Source organism: Nocardioides perillae (assembly GCF_013409425.1).
GTDB classification, from domain to species: domain Bacteria; phylum Actinomycetota; class Actinomycetes; order Propionibacteriales; family Nocardioidaceae; genus Nocardioides; species Nocardioides perillae.
This window is the reverse complement of record NZ_JACCAC010000001.1, coordinates 1430956-1447940: the sequence shown is the minus strand read 5'-3', so window position 1 is coordinate 1447940 and position 16985 is coordinate 1430956. Positions and strand designations below refer to the sequence as shown.

General features: G+C 75.6%; 17 protein-coding genes. 8 read left to right on the top strand and 9 right to left on the bottom strand.

Annotated features, from left to right (window positions below):
• Positions 1–2: 2 nt before the first annotated feature.
• Complete coding sequence (tsaB, locus tag BJ989_RS06725) at positions 3–680, bottom strand: tRNA (adenosine(37)-N6)-threonylcarbamoyltransferase complex dimerization subunit type 1 TsaB (RefSeq protein WP_179517536.1); 678 nt, start codon at positions 678–680, stop codon at positions 3–5.
• 130 nt (positions 681–810) lie between these two features.
• Here tsaB and BJ989_RS06720 point away from each other — a divergent pair, with 130 nt between their 5' ends.
• On the top strand, positions 811–2214 hold the full coding sequence (locus tag BJ989_RS06720; RefSeq protein ID WP_179517535.1) for a wax ester/triacylglycerol synthase family O-acyltransferase: 1404 nt from the start codon (positions 811–813) through the stop codon (positions 2212–2214).
• Between the two features lie 40 nt (positions 2215–2254).
• On the opposite strand, the gene BJ989_RS06715 is transcribed toward BJ989_RS06720, so the two are convergent.
• On the bottom strand, positions 2255–2866 hold the full coding sequence (locus BJ989_RS06715; protein ID WP_179517534.1) for a DNA-3-methyladenine glycosylase I: 612 nt from the start codon (positions 2864–2866) through the stop codon (positions 2255–2257).
• Positions 2867–3019: 153 nt separating this feature from the next.
• Here BJ989_RS06715 and BJ989_RS06710 point away from each other — a divergent pair, with 153 nt between their 5' ends.
• Together BJ989_RS06710 and BJ989_RS18715 are read left to right on the top strand one after the other, a co-directional pair.
• On the top strand, positions 3020–4660 hold the full coding sequence (locus tag BJ989_RS06710) for a CocE/NonD family hydrolase (protein WP_179517533.1): 1641 nt from the start codon (positions 3020–3022) through the stop codon (positions 4658–4660).
• A 53-nt stretch (positions 4661–4713) separates the two neighbouring features.
• Entirely contained in the window at positions 4714–6075 is a 1362-nt protein-coding gene (locus tag BJ989_RS18715; RefSeq protein WP_179517532.1) for a phosphodiester glycosidase family protein, read from the top strand.
• 13 nt (positions 6076–6088) lie between these two features.
• Here BJ989_RS18715 and BJ989_RS06700 read toward each other — a convergent pair whose 3' ends face one another.
• Together BJ989_RS06700 and BJ989_RS06695 are read right to left on the bottom strand one after the other, a co-directional pair.
• A complete protein-coding gene (locus BJ989_RS06700; RefSeq protein ID WP_179517531.1) occupies positions 6089–6460 on the bottom strand; it encodes a hypothetical protein in 372 nt (123 codons plus the stop codon).
• Between the two features lie 61 nt (positions 6461–6521).
• Positions 6522–7103, bottom strand: a complete 582-nt coding sequence (locus tag BJ989_RS06695) for a hypothetical protein (protein WP_179517530.1) — start codon at positions 7101–7103, stop codon at positions 6522–6524.
• 75 nt (positions 7104–7178) lie between these two features.
• Here BJ989_RS06695 and BJ989_RS06690 point away from each other — a divergent pair, with 75 nt between their 5' ends.
• Entirely contained in the window at positions 7179–7769 is a 591-nt protein-coding gene (locus BJ989_RS06690; RefSeq protein WP_179517529.1) for a uracil-DNA glycosylase family protein, read from the top strand.
• Positions 7770–7778: 9 nt separating this feature from the next.
• Positions 7779–8609, top strand: coding sequence for an Fpg/Nei family DNA glycosylase (locus BJ989_RS06685; protein ID WP_179517528.1), 831 nt, complete (start codon positions 7779–7781; stop codon positions 8607–8609).
• Between the two features lie 66 nt (positions 8610–8675).
• Here the strand turns inward: BJ989_RS06685 and BJ989_RS06680 are convergent, their stop codons facing one another.
• Positions 8676–9353: an alpha/beta hydrolase gene (locus tag BJ989_RS06680; RefSeq protein ID WP_179519439.1), complete on the bottom strand. Its 678-nt coding sequence runs from the start codon at positions 9351–9353 to the stop codon at positions 8676–8678.
• A gap of 157 nt (positions 9354–9510) precedes the next feature.
• Here BJ989_RS06680 and BJ989_RS06675 point away from each other — a divergent pair, with 157 nt between their 5' ends.
• Both BJ989_RS06675 and BJ989_RS06670 read left to right on the top strand, forming a co-directional pair.
• On the top strand, positions 9511–10686 hold the full coding sequence (locus tag BJ989_RS06675; protein WP_179517527.1) for an acyl-CoA dehydrogenase family protein: 1176 nt from the start codon (positions 9511–9513) through the stop codon (positions 10684–10686).
• Between the two features lie 25 nt (positions 10687–10711).
• Entirely contained in the window at positions 10712–11860 is a 1149-nt protein-coding gene (locus BJ989_RS06670) for an acyl-CoA dehydrogenase family protein (protein ID WP_179517526.1), read from the top strand.
• A gap of 80 nt (positions 11861–11940) precedes the next feature.
• Here BJ989_RS06670 and BJ989_RS06665 read toward each other — a convergent pair whose 3' ends face one another.
• Genes BJ989_RS06665 through BJ989_RS06655 form a run of 3 tightly spaced genes read right to left on the bottom strand, consistent with a single transcriptional unit; the run spans position 11941 to position 15198 of the window.
• The gene (locus BJ989_RS06665; RefSeq protein WP_179517525.1) at positions 11941–12963 is read right to left on the bottom strand and encodes an aldo/keto reductase; all 1023 of its coding nucleotides are present in this window, start codon (positions 12961–12963) and stop codon (positions 11941–11943) included.
• Between the two features lie 10 nt (positions 12964–12973).
• A complete protein-coding gene (locus BJ989_RS06660) occupies positions 12974–13468 on the bottom strand; it encodes a hypothetical protein (RefSeq protein ID WP_179517524.1) in 495 nt (164 codons plus the stop codon).
• A complete protein-coding gene (locus BJ989_RS06655) occupies positions 13465–15198 on the bottom strand; it encodes a carbon starvation CstA family protein (RefSeq protein ID WP_179517523.1) in 1734 nt (577 codons plus the stop codon). The genes BJ989_RS06660 and BJ989_RS06655 overlap by 4 nt, the downstream gene beginning before the upstream one ends.
• A 198-nt stretch (positions 15199–15396) precedes the next feature.
• On the opposite strand from BJ989_RS06655, the gene BJ989_RS06650 reads away from it, so the two are divergent.
• Entirely contained in the window at positions 15397–16197 is an 801-nt protein-coding gene (locus BJ989_RS06650) for a pyridoxamine 5'-phosphate oxidase family protein (protein WP_179517522.1), read from the top strand.
• Between the two features lie 24 nt (positions 16198–16221).
• Here BJ989_RS06650 and BJ989_RS17140 read toward each other — a convergent pair whose 3' ends face one another.
• Positions 16222–16929, bottom strand: coding sequence for an ASCH domain-containing protein (locus tag BJ989_RS17140; RefSeq protein ID WP_218848753.1), 708 nt, complete (start codon positions 16927–16929; stop codon positions 16222–16224).
• Positions 16930–16985 lie beyond the last annotated feature (56 nt).

The following is a 16985-nucleotide window of genomic DNA, read 5'->3' as shown; positions in this document are numbered from 1 at the left end:
GCTCACGAGGCGGGCTTGCGCGCGCCCGGCGCGACCGCGTCGGGTCGGCGCAGGTAGAGCGGCTCGGGGTCGAGCAGCTCGGCGAGCTCCTCTGCGACCACCCGCGCCAGCCACCCGGCCGAGGGCCGCAGCGGCCCCGTGGCGCGCGTGAAGACGTCGGGGTAGAGCGCGCCGCCCTCCCCCACCACCAGGCGCCCGGCCGCGTCGGCCACGTCGGCCGGGCGCAGCACGTGGGGGCCGTCGGCGCGGGTGCCGTCGGCGGCGTAGGCGGCGACGTAGACCTCCTTGCGCCGGGCGTCGGTCGCCACGAGGAACCCCTGGTCCGCCTCACCCGCCGCTTCCGACACCCCCGCCGCCACCGCGCCCGTGGCGACGGCCTCGACGGCGAGGACGTCGAGCGAGCACACGCCGTACACGGGGACGTCGAGGACGAAGCCGAGGGTGCGGGCGGTGACCAGGCCGACCCGGAGACCGGTGAAGGGGCCGGGGCCGACGCCGGCGGCGACGGCGGTGAGGTCCTGGCGGACCACGCCGGCCTCGCGCATCACCGCCTCGATCGCGGGGGCGAGCTGCTCCCCGTGGCGCATCCCCTGCTCGGCGACGTGCTCCGCCACGACGTCGCTGCCATCGTGGAGGGCGACGGTCACCCGGGGGGTCGCGGTGTCGAGGGCGAGCAGCACGCGCGCAGCCTAGCGAGGGCGGAACCGCGAGACGGGTGCGTCGTTCTCCTTGTGGCGCCGGTCACCGTGCGTCACCATCGACCACCCGGGACGTCGGCGGAGGCGACCCGACCAGGAGAGGGGTCCGCCCGTGGCCACGCCCATCGACCCGGCCTCAGCGGCCTTCCTGCTCGCGGAGAGCCGCCAGCAGCCGATGCACGTCGGCGGGCTGCAGCTCTTCGAGCGGCCGGAGGGTGCGGGCCCGGGCTACGTGCGCGAGGTCTTCGAGCAGATGCGCCGCGACGACCAGGTCGCCCCGCTCTTCCTCAAGCACCCCGAGCGCCGGCTCAAGGCGGCCGGCCAGCTGGTGTGGAAGCGCGACGACCTCTTCGACATCGAGCACCACGTGCGCCACAGCGCGCTGCCCGAGCCGGGGCGGGTCCGCGAGCTGCTCGAGCTGTGCTCCCGGCTGCACTCCCAGCGCCTGGCGTGGGAGCGGCCGCTGTGGGAGGCCCACGTGATCGAGGGCCTGGCCGACGGCCGGCTCGCGATGTACACCAAGATCCACCACGCGCTGGTCGACGGCGTCTCGGCCATGCGCCTGATGCAGAGCATGCTCAGCACCGACCCCGACCGTCGCGACCTGCCGGCCCCGTGGGCCGCGCGACCGCCCACCAAGGCCGTGCAGACCCGCGCCGACGCCGAGCGCTCGCTGGCCCAGCTGCCCGCCCAGGTGGTGCGCAGCGCGCTCGGCATCACCGCCGAGGCCGCGGGCATGCCCGGGGCGCTCGTGCGCACGCTGACCCGCGGCGTCAAGGGCGAGACATCGGCGCTGTCGCTGCGCGCGCCCCGCACCCTGTTCAACCAGACCATCACGGGCTCGCGGCGCTTCGCGGCACAGGACTGGCCGGTCGACCGGATGCGCGCGATCGGCCAGGCGACCGGCACGACCATCAACGACGTGGTGCTGGCGATGTGCAGCGGCGCGGTCCGCTCCTACCTCGCCGAGCTCGACGCACTGCCCGACACCTCGGTCGTCGCGATGGTGCCGGTCGGGCTGAACGCCAAGCAGTCGCAGGTGGCCTCCACCGACGGCGGCAACGCGGTCGGCTGCGTCATGGTGCAGCTCGGCACCCACCTCGCCGACCCCGCCGACCGGCTGCGCTCGGTGCACGACTCGATGCGCTCGGGCAAGGAGGCGCTCTCGACGATGACGCCGGCGCAGATCATCGCGATGAGCGCGATCGGGATGGCGCCCTCGGTCATCACCCCGCTGCTGCGCCTCAACGGCGTGGTGCGCCCGCCCTTCAACCTGATCATCAGCAACGTGCCCGGCCCGCGCAGCACGCAGTACTGGAACGGCATGAAGCTGGTCGGCACCTACCCGCTGTCGATCCCCATCAACGGCATGGCGCTCAACATCACCTGCGCGTCCTACGACGGGACGATGGGCTTCGGCCTCACCGGCTGCCGCCGCACCGTGCCGCACCTGCAGCGGCTGCTGACCCACCTCGACGACGAGCTCGCGGCGCTGGAGAAGGCCGCCGGCCTCTGACCCCACGGCGTACGCAGGCACGCCGGGCGGGCAGGCAACGTCAGGACCAGACGCCGGAGCTGCCGCGACGGTGGCTGCCGACGAGGTGGGTGTCGACGAGGCCGACCGCCTCCATCAGGGCGAAGCAGGTCGTGGGCCCGACGAAGGCGAACCCGCGCCGCTTGAGCTCCTTCGCCAGCGCCACCGACTCGGGCGAGGTGGTCGGCACCTCGGCGAAGGTGCGCGGCCGCGGGGTCTCGTGCGGCCGGAACGACCACACCAGGTCGCCCAGGCCACCGTCGGCGCGCAGCGCGACGGTGGCGCGCGCGTTGGCGATGGTCGCCTCGACCTTGCTGTGGTTGCGCACGATGCCGGAGTCGGTCATGAGCCGCGCGACGTCGTGCTCGTCGAAGGCCGCGACCGCGTCGGGGTCGAAGCCGGCGAAGGCCGCTCGGAAGGCCTCCCGCTTGCGCAGGATCGTCACCCACGACAGCCCGGACTGGAAGGCCTCCAGGCTCAGCCGCTCGAAGAGCCCGCGCTCGTCGCGCACCGGCATGCCCCACTCGGTGTCGTAGTAGTCGCGCAGCAGCGGGTCGACGGCCGCCCACCGCGGTCGCGCCAGCCCGTCGTCGCCGATCACCAGGTCGGGGAGGTCTCGCTCGGTCACAGGCATGGCTCCAGCGTGCCAGCCGTCGCCGACATCCCCAGGGCCCGGCGTGTGACGCAGACCACGCCCCCACCGGCCGATGGGCACGGCGCCAGGCGTGACCTCCACCACGTCTCGGCAGTTGAGCCCACCAAGCACCCGACCCCAGGACGGCCCCTCGTGACCCACCGCTCGCCCCGCCCCCGCCTCGCCCTGCTCGCCGCCGCCGCGGTCGCCGCCGCCGGCCTCGCCGTCGCGCCCACCACCGGCTCGACCGCGGGCACCCCCGCCGCGGCCCCGGCGACGGGCGGCGCGGCCACCGCCGCTCCGGCCACGGTCGGCGCCGCGGGCCTCGCGGCGCGCGCGACCACCCGCGTCACGAACGGCTGCCTGCAGAGCGTGCCGGAGCCGGGCAGCACCGAGCCGGTCGACATCTGCTGGACGATGTTCAAGCCGGCCACCGCCTCGCCGCGCCGCAAGGTCCCGATGGTCATGCACAGCCACGGCTGGGGCGGCTCGCGCACCACCGACCCGGCGGCCTTCGCGCGCTGGCTGCGCGCGGGCTACGGCGTGCTCTCCTTCGACCAGCGCGGCTTCGGCGCCAGCGGCGGCAAGGCCCACGTCGAGAACCCCGCCTTCGAGGGCCACGACGTGCGCCGGCTCGTCGCGCTCATCGCGCAGCAGCGCTGGGTCCGCAAGGACGGCCCCGGCGACCCGCGGCTGGGCGCGATCGGCGGCAGCTACGGCGGCGGCTACCAGTTCCTCGGCGCCTTCGAGCTGCTGCGCACGCGGGGCAAGCCGGTCTTCGACGCCCTCGCCCCGGAGATCACCTGGCACGACCTGACCGAGAGCCTCGCGCCGCAGCGGGTCGTGCGCACCGAGTGGGCGCTGGCGCTGAGCGCCGCCGCGCTGCCGAGCCAGGCGCTGCCGGAGCGCGTCTACAAGGCGCTGGTCGAGGGCGCCGTCACCGGCACCTGGCCCGACGGCAGCGTCCCGGGCACCGAGGACCTCGACTCCTTCTTCGAGGCCAACGGCCCCAAGTGGCACGTCGCGCGCGGGCGTCGGCTCGACATCCCGGTGCTGATCGGGCAGGGCACGACCGACACGCTCTTCCCGCTCGAGCAGGCGGTGCAGAACTGGCAGCGCGCGATCACCCCGCGGGCCCGCCGCCAGAGCATCTTCGTCGCCTACAACGGCGGTCACGTGCTGCCTGCCGTGCTGCCGCAGGGTGTCTCGGTCTCCTCCGACCCGTGCAGCCGGCGTCTCGGGGGCGGCGACTTCGCCGACCTCGCCGTGAGGTTCTTCGACGCCCGCCTGCGGGGCCGGCGGGTCGCCCTCGGCGGCTACGGCCGGATGCACTTCGCCACCCCGACCTCGACCTGCACCACGGTCCGCTCTCCTGCGCCGAACCAGGTGGTCGAGGTCGGCACCGTCGCCTCGACCACCGCCGCCGGCGTGCCGCTGCCGGTCGAGGTCGCGGCGGGACCGATCCGCATCGCCGGCTCGCCGCACCTCACCGGCGCGGTCACGGCCCTCGGCGTCGACAACCGGGCGTTCTTCGGCCTCGCGGTCGGCACCAGCCCGCTCGACGCGAAGCTCGTGCAGAACAACGTCCTGCCCTTCGTCTCCACGTCGCCGCTCACCGGGGCCCAGCGCCGCATCGCGCTGCCGTCGGTCGCCGTCGACGTGCCGGCCGGGCAGTCGCTCTTCCTCGTCGCCTCGCCGGTCAGCGAGACCTTCGTCGGCATGTCGAGCCGCACGCCGGGCGCGGTCGTGGTGGACCAGGCGCGGGTGCACCTGCCGGTCGTGCCCCGCCGCTGACCGGATTCCTCGAGCGCGTCCCACGCGCCCCATCCGTCCCTAGGGTGGGGCGCGTGCCCGTCCCGGACCGCCCCGCGCCCGCCCGCCCGACGCCCCGTCGTACGCCGTGGGGCGGGGCCCGCCTCCTCGCCGCCGGCGTGCTGCCGGTCGTGCTGGGTGCGGCGCTGCTCGCCCCCGTGCCGGCTTCGCAGGCCGAGCCGGGTGGCACCGAGCGCCCCGCACCGGCTCCCCGCACCGGCTCGGCGGACGGGCCGAGCGTGCACTCCTCCGACGGGGTCGTGGGCCTCGCGGCCCGGCCGCTGCGGCGCGGCACCACCGCGGCGCAGGCGCGCCGGGAGCGGGTGGTCACGAGCGACACCTCGTGGGAGGTCGTGCCGGGGCTGACCTTCCGGCGCTGGACGTGGACCGACCCGCGGGGGCCGGTGCGCGCGCAGCTGCTGACCTACGACCTCGCGCAGCCAGGGCTGGCGCTCGAGCACGTCGCGCAGCCGCTCGTGCGCGGGCGCGCCCCGCTCACGACGCTGCTCGCCCGCGACGGCGCGGTCGCCGGCGTCAACGGTGACTTCTTCGACATCGACGACACCGGCGCCCCGCTCGGCGTCTCGCGCGACCGCGGCGAGGGCCTGCGCTCGGCCCCGGCGAGCGGGTGGACGCGGTCGTTCTGGCTCGACGAGACCGGCGCACCGCACGTGGGCGAGCTGCCGCTCGTCGCGAGCGTGCGGCAGCACCCCGGGCTGCGCATCGGGCACTTGAACTCGCCGACCGTGCGGCCCGGCGCGGTCGGGATCTACCGGCCGTCGTGGGGCCGCACCTCCGGCGCACGGGTCACCGACGGGCAGCGCACGCGGGTGCGCGAGGTGGTCGTCGTCGGCGGGCGGGTGCGCTCGAACCGGCCGCGCCTCAGCTCCGGGCAGCGCATCCGGGGGCTCGTGCTCGTCGGGCGCGGCGCAGGGGCGAAGGCGCTCGCGCGGCTGCGACCGGGCAGCCGGGTCCGCGTCGACTGGCGCCTGCCCCAGACCGCGCCGGTGGCGATCAGCGGGAGCGTCGTCCTGCTGCGCGACGGGGTCGACCTCACCCGCGACGACGTGCAGCTGCACCCCCGCACCGCCGTCGGCGTCGACGACGACGGCGGGCGGTTGCTCTTCCTCGTCGTCGACGGCCGGCAGGCCGACAGCCGCGGCCTCACCATGCGCGAGCTCGCGGCGGAGATGGCCGCGCTCGGCGCCGAGCAGGCGCTCAACCTCGACGGCGGCGGCTCGTCCACGATGGTCGCGCGGCGACGCAACGGCTCGACGGGTGTCGTGAACGCCCCCTCCGACGGTCGGCAGCGCGCCGTGCCGAACGGCCTCGGGATCACCTACGACCCGACCGCGGCCCCACCGACGACGACGCCGCCGACGACGCCGACGCCCTGACCCGTCGCGGCTCTCAGAGCACGAAGAACGCGCCGACGACCGCGGGCAGCACGCCGAGCGCGAGCCACGGCGTCAGGGCCGAGCGGCCGTGGATCAGGAACGCCACCGCCACGCCCAGCACCCCCATCGCGCCGGCGATGACGAGCAGGCCCTCCTGCGCCCCGGGGCGCGTGGTGTCGAGGAACGCCGCGGCGACGAGGATGCCGACGACCAGGTGCAGCACCGTGGTGACGGCCAGGCTCGACATCACCCAGCGCTGCACCGTCGTGAGGCTCATCCCCTGTGACGACGACGGCACCCGCGGCGCGGTCGGGTCGATCAGGTGCCGCGCCCGACGCGGCTGGTCGGGGCGCTGGTCGGTGCGCTGGTGGTGCTGGTCGCTCACGGGTCCTCCTCCGACGGCAGCCCCATGGTCGCAGCCGCCCTGCCCGACCTGCACCCCCGGCTCAGGTGAAGGTGTCTGTCGGCACCTCGACGAGCGCGACGGTCGTGACCGGCACCAGGCACTGCACACCCTTGTCGGCCGCGCGCGGCACGGCCGTGACCGTGAGCGGCTCGAGCTCCACGTCGACGTCGACCGGCCGCTCGCAGCCGACCGAGACCACCGCGGCCGCCAGGGCCCAGCTCGGCGCCGGCTCGGTCGCCTGCCAGTCGCGCCAGGCGGCGCGCAGCTCCCGCTCCAGGGGGGCGGCGCGGCGACCGTCGAGCCCCAGCACCGCCACGTCGTCAGGCCCGGTCAGCCGGACCGGCGGGCCGGTCGTGCCGCCGGCCGCACTGCCGCGGTGCAGCCCCAGCACGTGCACCTGCCCGCCCACCTCACGCGGGGTCGCGCCCGAGGAGGCGCTCGGCGCCGCGTCGGCGGTGGGCTCCGCCGCGGGCTCGGTGGCGGTCCCGGTCGCACCGTCGGACCGCGGGTCCGACCCACCGCCCGCCCCACCCTCGTCGGCACCGCACCCCGCGAGGAGCCCCCCGCCCAGCACGAGCACCCCGGTCAACGTGGCGGCCCCGAGACCGCGTCGTCTGCTCACAGTCCTGGGACGGTAGCCGGTCGGGCCCGGTTCCGCCGAGGGCCCCGCCACCGACCGTGTGCCACGCTGCGGCTCGTGGCCCGCTTCACCCGCGCCGAGCTCTCGTCGTTCTACGACGCGGAGGTGCCCGACCTGCTGCCCGGACCCGGGGACCCGCCGCTGCGGCTGCTGGTGGTCGGCATCAACCCCGGTCTGTGGACCGCGGCCACGCAGACCCACTTCGCCCACCCCGCCAACCGCTTCTGGCCGGCGATGCACCTCGGTGGCGTGGTCGAGCGGCGGATCTCGCCCTCCGACGGCATGACCGACGACGACCGGGCGCACGTGCGGGCCCGGGGCATCGGCATCACCAACCTGGCCCGCCGCGCCACCGCCCGGGCCGCCGAGCTCACGCCCGCCGAGCTGCGCGAGGGCGGCGCTGTCCTGCGCGCACTGGTCGAGCGGGAGCGGCCGGTGGTGGTGGCGGTCGCCGGCGTCACGGCGTACCGCACGGCCTTCTCCCTCCCCCGCGCGACCCCGGGCAGGCAGCCGGAGCGCTGGGGCGCCACGGAGGTGTGGGTCGTGCCGAACCCCTCGGGGCTGAACGCGCACGAGACGACCGCGACGCTCGCCGAGGCCTACGCCGAGGCCGCGCGGGCGGCCGGCGTGCTGGCCCCGCCTGCCTAGGCTCAGCGCGTGCCCGAGGGTCACACCATCCACCGCCTGGCCCGTCGGCACCGACGGCTGCTGCAGGGCGCCGTCGTGCGCGCCAGCAGCCCGCAGGGCCGCTTCGCCGAGGGCGCCGCGCTGCTCGACGGCCTCGAGCTGCGCCGCACCGACGCGTGGGGCAAGCACCTCTTCCACGAGTACGTCGAGCCCGGCGCGCCGCCGCGGGCTCGCCCGACCCGCCTCCTGCACGTCCACCTCGGGCTCTACGGGAAGTTCGCCGACGGCGCCGGCCCGGCCCCCGAGGCGCGAGGTGCGCTGCGGCTGCGCCTGGAGTCCGACGAGCACTGGCTCGACCTGCGCGGCCCCATCGCGTGCGAGCTGCTCGAGGCCCCCGAGCGCGACGCCCTGGTGTCCCGGCTCGGGCCCGACCCGCTGCGCGCCGGCGTGCAGCCCGACCGGGCGACGGCGCGCATCCTCGGCAGCCGCGCCCCGGTCGGCACGCTGCTGATGGACCAGGCCGTCGTGGCCGGGATCGGCAACGTCTACCGCGCCGAGCTGCTCTTCCGTCACGGGCTGCACCCGCTGCTCCCCGGTCGGCAGGTGCCCGAGGCGGTGTGGCGGGCGCTGTGGGACGACCTGGTCCTGCTGATGCGCGCGGGGGTGCGCTCCGGGCGGATCGTGACCACCGAGCCGGAGGACCGCGAGCGCGCCGGCGGTCCCGCACGCCGCGTCGACGCGCACTACGTCTACCGCCGCACGGGCCTGCCGTGCCGGCGCTGCGGCACGCCGGTGCAGGCGGCCGTGCAGGCCGCGCGCAACGTCTTCTGGTGCCCGGTGTGCCAGCCGGAGGGCGGCTGAGGCGCCGCCACCCCCGGCCGCGCCCAGCCGCGCCCAGCCGCGCCCGGCCGCGCCCGACGCGGCGGGTCAGGCGGAGGTGACCGCCTCGCCGGCCAGGACCCGCGCGACGGGGCCGTCGGCGACGGTGTCGCCGAGCAGCGTGGCGCACACGAAGTCGGCCGCTGCCCGCTCGAAGACGGAGCCCTGGCGCAGCATCGCGTGCTTGCCGCCCGGCACGTGCACGAAGCCGACGTCGGCGCGGCGCCCGAGCCGCCGGGCGACCGACTCGGCGTGCGCGGCCGGCGCGATCCGGTCGTCGGTGCCGTGCACGAAGAGCACCCGCCGACCCGTGAGGTCGGCGTCGTCGTGGGGGTAGAGCCACGGGTTCAGCGCGACCACCGACGCCACGCCGTCGGCCTGCCCGGCGAGGAGGGCCGCCCGGCCGCCGAGCGAGTGGCCGACGAGGGCGACCGGCCGCCCGGCGTACTGCTCGGTGAGGGTGCGCAGCGCGGCGCGCGCGTCGTCGACGGGGGTGTGCTCGGAGTCCCACCCGCGGTAGGTGTTGAGGAGGCGGTGCACCGCCAGGCGGCCGCGGCCGGCGCGCGCGACGCGGCGGGCGACGGGCACCATGCGCACGACCGACAGCTGGGTGGGGCTGACCGTCGGGCGGCCCTGGCGCGAGGCCCCTCCGTGCAGCACGAGCACGACGCCCTCGGCGCGGGCGGGGTCGCGGGGTCGGTGCACGTCGACGAGGCGGGGCTGCATCTCCACCCCACCATCGTGACGAGCCGACCCAACGCGCGACCGACCCGCGGCCCCCTCGCCGCCGGTTGCCGCGACCGGCCATGATGAGGGCACCTGACCCGCGAGCAGCCTCGCGCGGTCGCCGGGAGCCACGAGGAGGCACAGGAGGCATGGGCCGATGAAGCTGGAGCTGTCCGCCGAGGACGCCGCGTTCCGCGAGGAGATGCGCGACTTCTTCACCACCGAGGTGCCGCAGGAGATCCGCGACACCGTCCGCGAGGGCCGCGAGCTCTCGAAGGAGCAGATCGTCGAGTCCCAGCGGGTGCTCAACGCCGCCGGCCTCGCCGTGCCCAACTGGCCCGTCGAGTGGGGCGGCCAGGACTGGTCGGCCCTCCGCCGCCACATCTGGCACGAGGAGCTGCAGCGCGCCTGCGTGCCGATCCCGCTGGCCTTCAACGCCTCGATGATCGGCCCCGTCATCGCGCACTTCGGCTCCGAGGAGCTCAAGCAGCGCTTCCTGCCGCAGACCGCCAACCTCGACATCTGGTGGAGCCAGGGCTTCTCCGAGCCCGACGCCGGCTCCGACCTCGCCTCGCTGCGCACGACCGCGGTGCGCGACGGCGACGACTACGTCGTCAACGGCCAGAAGACGTGGACGACCCTGGGGCAGTACGGCGACTGGATCTTCACGCTGGTCCGCACCGATCCCGAGGTGAAGAAGCAGCGCGGCATCTCGATGCTGCTCATCGACATGACCTCCCCCGGCCTGACCGTGCGCCCGATCGAGCTGATCGACGGCGGCCACGAGGTCAACGAGGTGTGGTTCGAGGACGTGCGTGTGCCGGCCGAGAACCTCGTCGGCGAGGAGAACATCGGCTGGGACATCGCGAAGTTCCTGCTCGGCAACGAGCGCGTCGGCGTCGCGCCCGTGGGCGCGACCAAGCGCATCCTGGCCCAGGCGAAGGGGTTCGCGAAGGAGCAGCGCGGCAGCCGCGGCGGCACGCTGCTCGAGGACCCGCTCGTCGCGAGCCGCTTCGTGGAGCTCGAGAACGAGCTGCTCGCCCTCGAGCTCACCGCACTGCGCGTGGTGGCGCACTCCGCCGACGGCAAGCCCCACCCCGCCAGCTCGGTGCTGAAGCTCAAGGGCACCGAGCTGCAGCAGGCCGTCAGCGAGCTGGTGGTCGACCTCGCCGGGCCGGCGTCGCTGGCCTCCGGCGCGGGTGACGACAGCGCCCTGCCCGGCTGGGCGCGCCGCTCCACGCCGACCTACCTGAACCTCCGCAAGGCCTCCATCTACGGCGGCTCCAACGAGGTCCAGCGCCAGATCATCGCCCGCACGATCCTGGGCCTCTGACCCGGCCGACCGAAGGAGACGAGACATGGACTTCAGCCACGACGAGGAGCAGCAGGCGCTGCGCGAGGCCGTGCGCGGGCTGGTCGGCAAGCAGTACTCCGACTTCGAGCTGCGCCGCCAGACCACCAAGGCCGACCCGGGCTACGACGAGACGATGTGGGCGCGCCTGGCCGAGATGGGCGTGCTCGGGCTGCCCTTCGGGGAGGACGACGGCGGGTCGGGCGCCGGCCCGGCCGAGGTCGCGATCGTCGCCGAGGAGCTCGGCCGGGTCATCGCGCCCGAGCCGTTCCTGACCGCCGTCGTGCTGGCCGGCGGCCTGGTCGCGGCGGCCGGCTCGCCCGAGCAGCGCGCCGAGGTGCTGGGCGCGCTGACCGCCGGCGAGCTGGTGCCGGCCCTGGCCCACGCCGAGCCCGGCTCGCGCTGGTCGCCCTCGGCCGAGTCGGTGACCGCGAGCGCCGACGGGGACACCTGGACGCTCACCGGCACCAAGGAGCCCGTGCCCTTCGGTGCCCACGCCGGCCTGCTCGTGGTCACCGCCGCGCTGCCCGACGGCGGCACCGGCGCCTTCCTGGTGCAGCCCGACGCCGCCGGGCTGTCCCGCGAGGGCTACCCGCTCTTCGACGGCTCCCGCGCGGCCAAGGTCGTCCTCGACGGCACGCCGGGCACCCCGCTCGGCGCGCCCGGCCTCGACCTGACCGACAGCATCGCGACGGTCATGGACATCGGCCGGATCGTGGCCTGCCACGAGGCGCTCGGCGCGATGGCCTACGCACTCGAGGCCACCTCGGGCTACCTCAAGAGCCGCAAGCAGTTCGGCGTCACGCTCAACACCTTCCAGGCACTCACCTTCCGCTCCGCGGACATGTACGTCTCGCTCGAGCTCGCGCGCTCGGTCGCGGCGTGGGCCCTCATGGTGCTGATGACCGGTGACCGCGAGCGGGCCTCCGACGCGGCCGCCCGCGCCGCCCTGCAGGTCTCCCGCGCCGCGCGCCACATCGGCCAGGAGGCGATCCAGCTGCACGGCGGCATCGGCATGACCGCCGAGTACGCCATCGGCTCCTACACCGCGCGCCTCACCGCCCTCGACCACCTGCTGGGCGACGGCGACCACCACCTCGGCCGCCTCGCCGAGGTCGTCGGCCAGCACGAGGACCTCGACCCCCTCGGCGCCTGACAGGACAGCGGGAGTCCTCGCTCACCTGGTGCGCGAGGACTCCCGGTGTCCCCGCCGGCCTCAGCGCCGGCGGTCGCCCGTCACCAGCGGGAGTGGACCTGCTCGCGGATGCGGGCGTCGTAGAGCCGACGCACGCCGTCGGTGAGCTCGGGGGCGAGCGGGCCGAGGCGGCCGGCGGCGGCGTTGGCGCGCGCCTGCTCGGGGTTGCGGGCACCCGGGATGACCGTGGTGACGCCGACCTGCTGCACGCACCAGGCGATCGCGACCTGGGCCGGGGTGGCGCCCTCGGGACCGTGCTCGCGCACGAGCGTGGTGAACTCCTCCGCCGCGGCGAGGCCGGTCTCGAAGTCGACGCCGCTGAAGGTCTCGCCGACGTCGAAGGCGCTGCCGTCGCGGTTGTAGCTGCGGTGGTCGTCGGCGGCGAAGGTGGTGGAGCGGTCGTACTTCCCGCTCAGCAGCCCCGAGGCCAGCGGCACCCGCACCACGATGCCGACCCCGGCGTCGACCGCCGCGGGCAGCACCTCGTCGAGCGGCTTGAGGCGGAAGGCGTTCATGATCAGCTGCACGCTGGCCACGCCCGGCCGCGCGATCGCGGAGCGGGCCTGGGCGACGGTCTCGACGGAGACGGCGTACGCCGCGGTGCGGCCCTCCGCGACCACGGTGTCGAGGGCGTCGTAGGTCGCGTCGGCGTCGATGACCTCGCTCGGCGGGCAGTGCAGCTGCACCAGGTCGAGGGTGTCGACGCCGAGGTTGCGGCGCGAGCGGTCGGTCCACTCGCGGAAGGCCTCGAGCGTGTAGTGCTCCGGCACCTGCTCCACGCGCCGGCCCATCTTGGTGGCGACGGTGATCCGCCCGGCGAGGTCGGGGTGCTCGGCGAGGAAGCGGCCGATCAGCTGCTCGCTGCGGCCGTCGCCGTAGACGTCGGCGGTGTCGAGGACGGTCACGCCCTCCTCGACCGAGGCGGCGAGCACGTCGAGGGCGTCGGCCTCGCTGACGTCGCCCCAGTCGGCGCCGAGCTGCCAGGTGCCGAGGCCGACGACCGAGACCTCCCGCCCGGTCCGGCCGAGGGTGCGCTGCTCCAGGGGTGCCTGAGGGTGCGTCATGGCGCCGACGCTATCGAGCGCGCGGCTGCCCGCCCCCACCGGCGCGGGTGTGCCCCGCGACGGCGGCGACCACCGCGTCGACCACCGCCTCCACCACGGTGGCGACCGGCTCGGTCTCGAGGTCCGCGACGCGGCGCCCGTCGACCAGCACCGCGCCCGCGGCCGACGAGCCGAGGGCGGCCCGCAGGCCGGCGCCGAGCCCGTCGTGGCGGCGTACGGCGCGCAGGACGTGGGCGGCCAGCCAGGGGTTGCCGGCACTCACCACCTGCACGTCGACCGCCGGCAGCGCCGCGCGCACGGCGCGCCACACCTCCCCCACCACGTCGGCCGGCGCGGGTGCGTGCACGTGCGCCGGGTCGGGCGCCGGCGCGAGCCGGGAGCCGTCGAGCGCGATCCCGTCGCGCACCTCGCCACCGCAGCAGCCACCGCCGCCGTGGCCGTCGGTCCACGGCCGGACGAGGACGACCCGGGGCTCCGGGTCGGCCCCGCCCGACCGCGTGCTCACGCGCGTCCGACCGGGCTGTCGTCGTCGACCGGGGCGGCGTCGGTGCGGGCACCACGCCCGCGTGAGCCGCGCAGGGCCAAGAACGCCTCGACGACCAACCAGACCGCCAGCACGAAGATGATCGCGTCGAGCGGGGCGAGCACCCACTCGCCGGCCTCCACGAAGTTGCGGAGGTTCTCGACCAGCGCCCACGACGTCATGATCAAGAGGCCGACGAGGGGCACGAGCACCGGCACGGGGTTGCGGCCGTTCTTGGTGACCCAGACCGCGATGACCGCGAGCGCGAGCCCGGCCGTGAGCTGGTTGGTCGTGCCGAAGAGCTGCCACAGCACGCCGAAGGTGTAGCCGGCCTCGCCGCCGCCCGGGAGCAGCGCCATCGCCAGCGGCACGACGACCGCGACGATGCCGGCGAGCGTGAGGTTGCGCGCCAGCTTGTGCCAGCCGGCGATCTCGGCGATCTCCTGCACGACGTAGCGCTGCAGCCGGACACCGGTGTCCATGGTGGTGGCGGCGAAGGAGATGACGACGACCGCGGCGAAGATGACCGCGAGGTCGAGCGGGATGCCCAGGTTGTTGGCGAAGACGCCGACGCCGTTGACGAAGTTGCCCACGGCGCCGCCGGAGGCGGTGGCGAAGTCGGGGTAGAGCGCGTTCCAGTCGGCCTGCGAGGCCGCGACGCCCGCGGTGACCGCGAGCAGCGCGCCGGTGGCCAGCGATCCCTCGCCGACGGCGCCGAGGTAGCCGACGAAGCGGACGTCGTCCTCCTTGTCGATCTGCTTCGAGGTGGTGCCGGAGGAGACCAGGGAGTGGAAGCCCGAGATCGCGCCGCACGCGATGGTGATGAAGAGGAACGGGAAGATCGACGGCGTGCCCTCCGGCACGTCGTTGACCACCGGCGCCACCACGGTGTTCCAGCCGACCAGCATGCCGAGGCCGATGACGCCGAGGGCGATGAAGAGCTGGTGGGAGTTGATGTAGTCGCGGGGCTGCAGCAGCATCCACACCGGCAGCCGCGAGGCGATGAAGGCGTAGACGAAGAGGATGACGACCCAGACGTTGCGCTCCTGCTCCACGCCGAGCGCGTTCGCGAGGCCGGTCACCTCGATCGGCACCTGCTGGCCGACCCAGATGAGCAGGTAGAGGCCGATGACGCCCAGGATCGAGGGCACGAGCGCCGCCGAGCGGGTGCGGTAGATGTACTGACCGATGCCGATGGCCAGCGGGATCTCGACGAAGATCGGGATGACCGCGCCCGGGTTGGCGACGAAGAGGTTGCCGATGACGACCGCGAAGACGGCGTTCACCAGGGTCAGCAGGAAGAAGATGATCAGCAGGAAGAGCGTGCGCGCCCGGGTGCTGATGACGTCCTTGGCGATGGTGCCGATGTTCTTCGCCCCGTGGCGCACCGAGACCGCGAGCGAGCCGGTGTCGTGGACGCCCGCGGCGAAGATCGTGCCGAGCACGATCCAGGCCAGCGCGGGGCCCCAGCCCCACAGCGCCGCGATCGCCGGGCCCACGATCGGCGCGGCACCCGCGACCGAGGTGAAGTGGTGGCCGAAGACCACGTGCTTGTTCGTCGGCACGAAGTCGACGCCGTCGGCGTGGACGTGGGCCGGCGTCACGAAGGCCGGGTCGCGCCCGAAGACCTTGTCGGCGAGGTAGAGCGAGTAGTAGCGGTAGCCGAGGAAGAAGCAGACCCCGACGGCAGCCGCGATGACGATGGCGGGCACGACGCACCTCCTGGGCCCGCCGGTCAGGGGGAGGGGTGGACGGCGGTGCCGTCCGAGCAGGCGGGGCCGGGGGCCATCGTGCTCCGTCGCCACCGGTGTGGCAACGGTCACCTCCGGCGCGGCGCGACGAGCGGCGCGTCCGGCACGACGAGCGGCCGACGGCCCGACGCGTCCGCACGGCGTGCCACGATGCGACGCGTGAGCGACGTCCTGCGCGCGGTGCGCGCCGCCCCGGTGGCCGCCGTGGCGTGGCACGACCCGGCCATGTCGGCCACGCCGCAGGTGCGCGGGGTGGTGCCGCTCGTCGGCGACGGCGGCCCCGTCCTCGCGCTGCCGTACGCCGTGGCCGACGCGGCGCGCTCGCTCGGCGCGGCACCGGAGGTGCTGCTCGCGCTCACCGACGCCACCCGGGCCGGCGCCGGCTGGGAGCCGCTGGTGCTGCGCTGCCGCCCCCGCCTCGAGGAGGACCTCCACGGTGACCGCTTCTGCGAGCAGCTGCTGACCCAGGAGCTGCTGCGCCACCCGCCGACGCGGGTCCTGGCCGACTCGGTGATGCTGCGCCGCGAGCACTGGTGGTGGCTGCCGCGGCTCCTCGTCGACCTCGAGGTCGTCGCGGCGGGTCCGCTGCCCGGCGCCGACGCCACCCGCGACGGCGGGGCCCACCTGCTCGTCGTGGGCGACCCCGCCGGCGGCACCGCGCTGCGCGCGACCGCGGTGCGCGTGGACGCCACCGACCCGGCGGCACCCGTGGTCGCACTCGCCGACGAGCCAGGCCCGCAGGCGGGCCCCGCGACCGTCTTCGGCCAGGAGGCCACGACCGACTTCGAGCGGTGGGGCCAGTGGGCGTGGCACGGCCGGTGGGACGGGCGCGGCCTCGCCGTCGACGTGGTGCCCGAGCAGGTCGGCCTCCCGCCCGTGCCGGGCGTCGTCGCGCGGTGGCGCCGCCAGCGCGCGCTCGAGCGCGCCTGCCGCGAGGGCATCGCCGCGGCCGGGGGCTGAGCGGGCTGCTGGGCGGGCAGCGCCTCAGGCGCAGGCCACGCAGCGCGTCGCCGCCGGGCGGGCCGCGAGCCGCTCGGGCGCGATGGGGCGCCCGCACACGGCGCAGGTGCCGTAGCTGCCGTCCTCGAGGCGCGCGAGAGCCTCGTCGACCTCGGCCAGTCGCCGCTCGGCCTGCCGCACCAGCGTCTCGACCTGGGAGCGCTCGAAGGCGATGGTCGCGCCCTCCGGGTCGTGCTCGTCGTCGGCGTTGGTGTCGCGCGAGGCGTCGACGAACTCGGCGTGCTGCCCGCGCAGCTGCGCCAGCCGCTCGAGCACCCGGCGTCTCTCCCCCACGAGGTCGGGCTCGAGCGCGAAGCGCACCAGCACCACCCCGGTGTCGTCGGCCACCACCTCGCCGTCGCCCTCCCAGAAGGCGCGGTGCGACGCGCGGAAGTCGTCGCCGGAGCGGTCGCCCTCGCCCTCCGCGAGCGCGAAGTCGTCGGGCACCTCGTCGAAGCGGACGACGTCGACCCGCTCCACGCGGACCGTGCCGACGTGGTGGCCGTCGCTGTCGAGCAGCGCGAGCCGCTCGCCGACGTGCTCGACCGGCTCGCCCTCGCGCGCGTACTCCGCCACGAGGCCGGCCGTCGCCCGCTTGCGGCCCTCGAGCACCAGGCCGAGCAGACGGCGGCGCTGCTCGCCGGGGTGGCCGAGCTCGAGCGACCGCAGGCCGTCGACGACGGGGAACGCCACGCGGCCACCTCCTCGCACCGGGCCCGCACCCCCCGGCGGACCGTCAGGAGGGATTC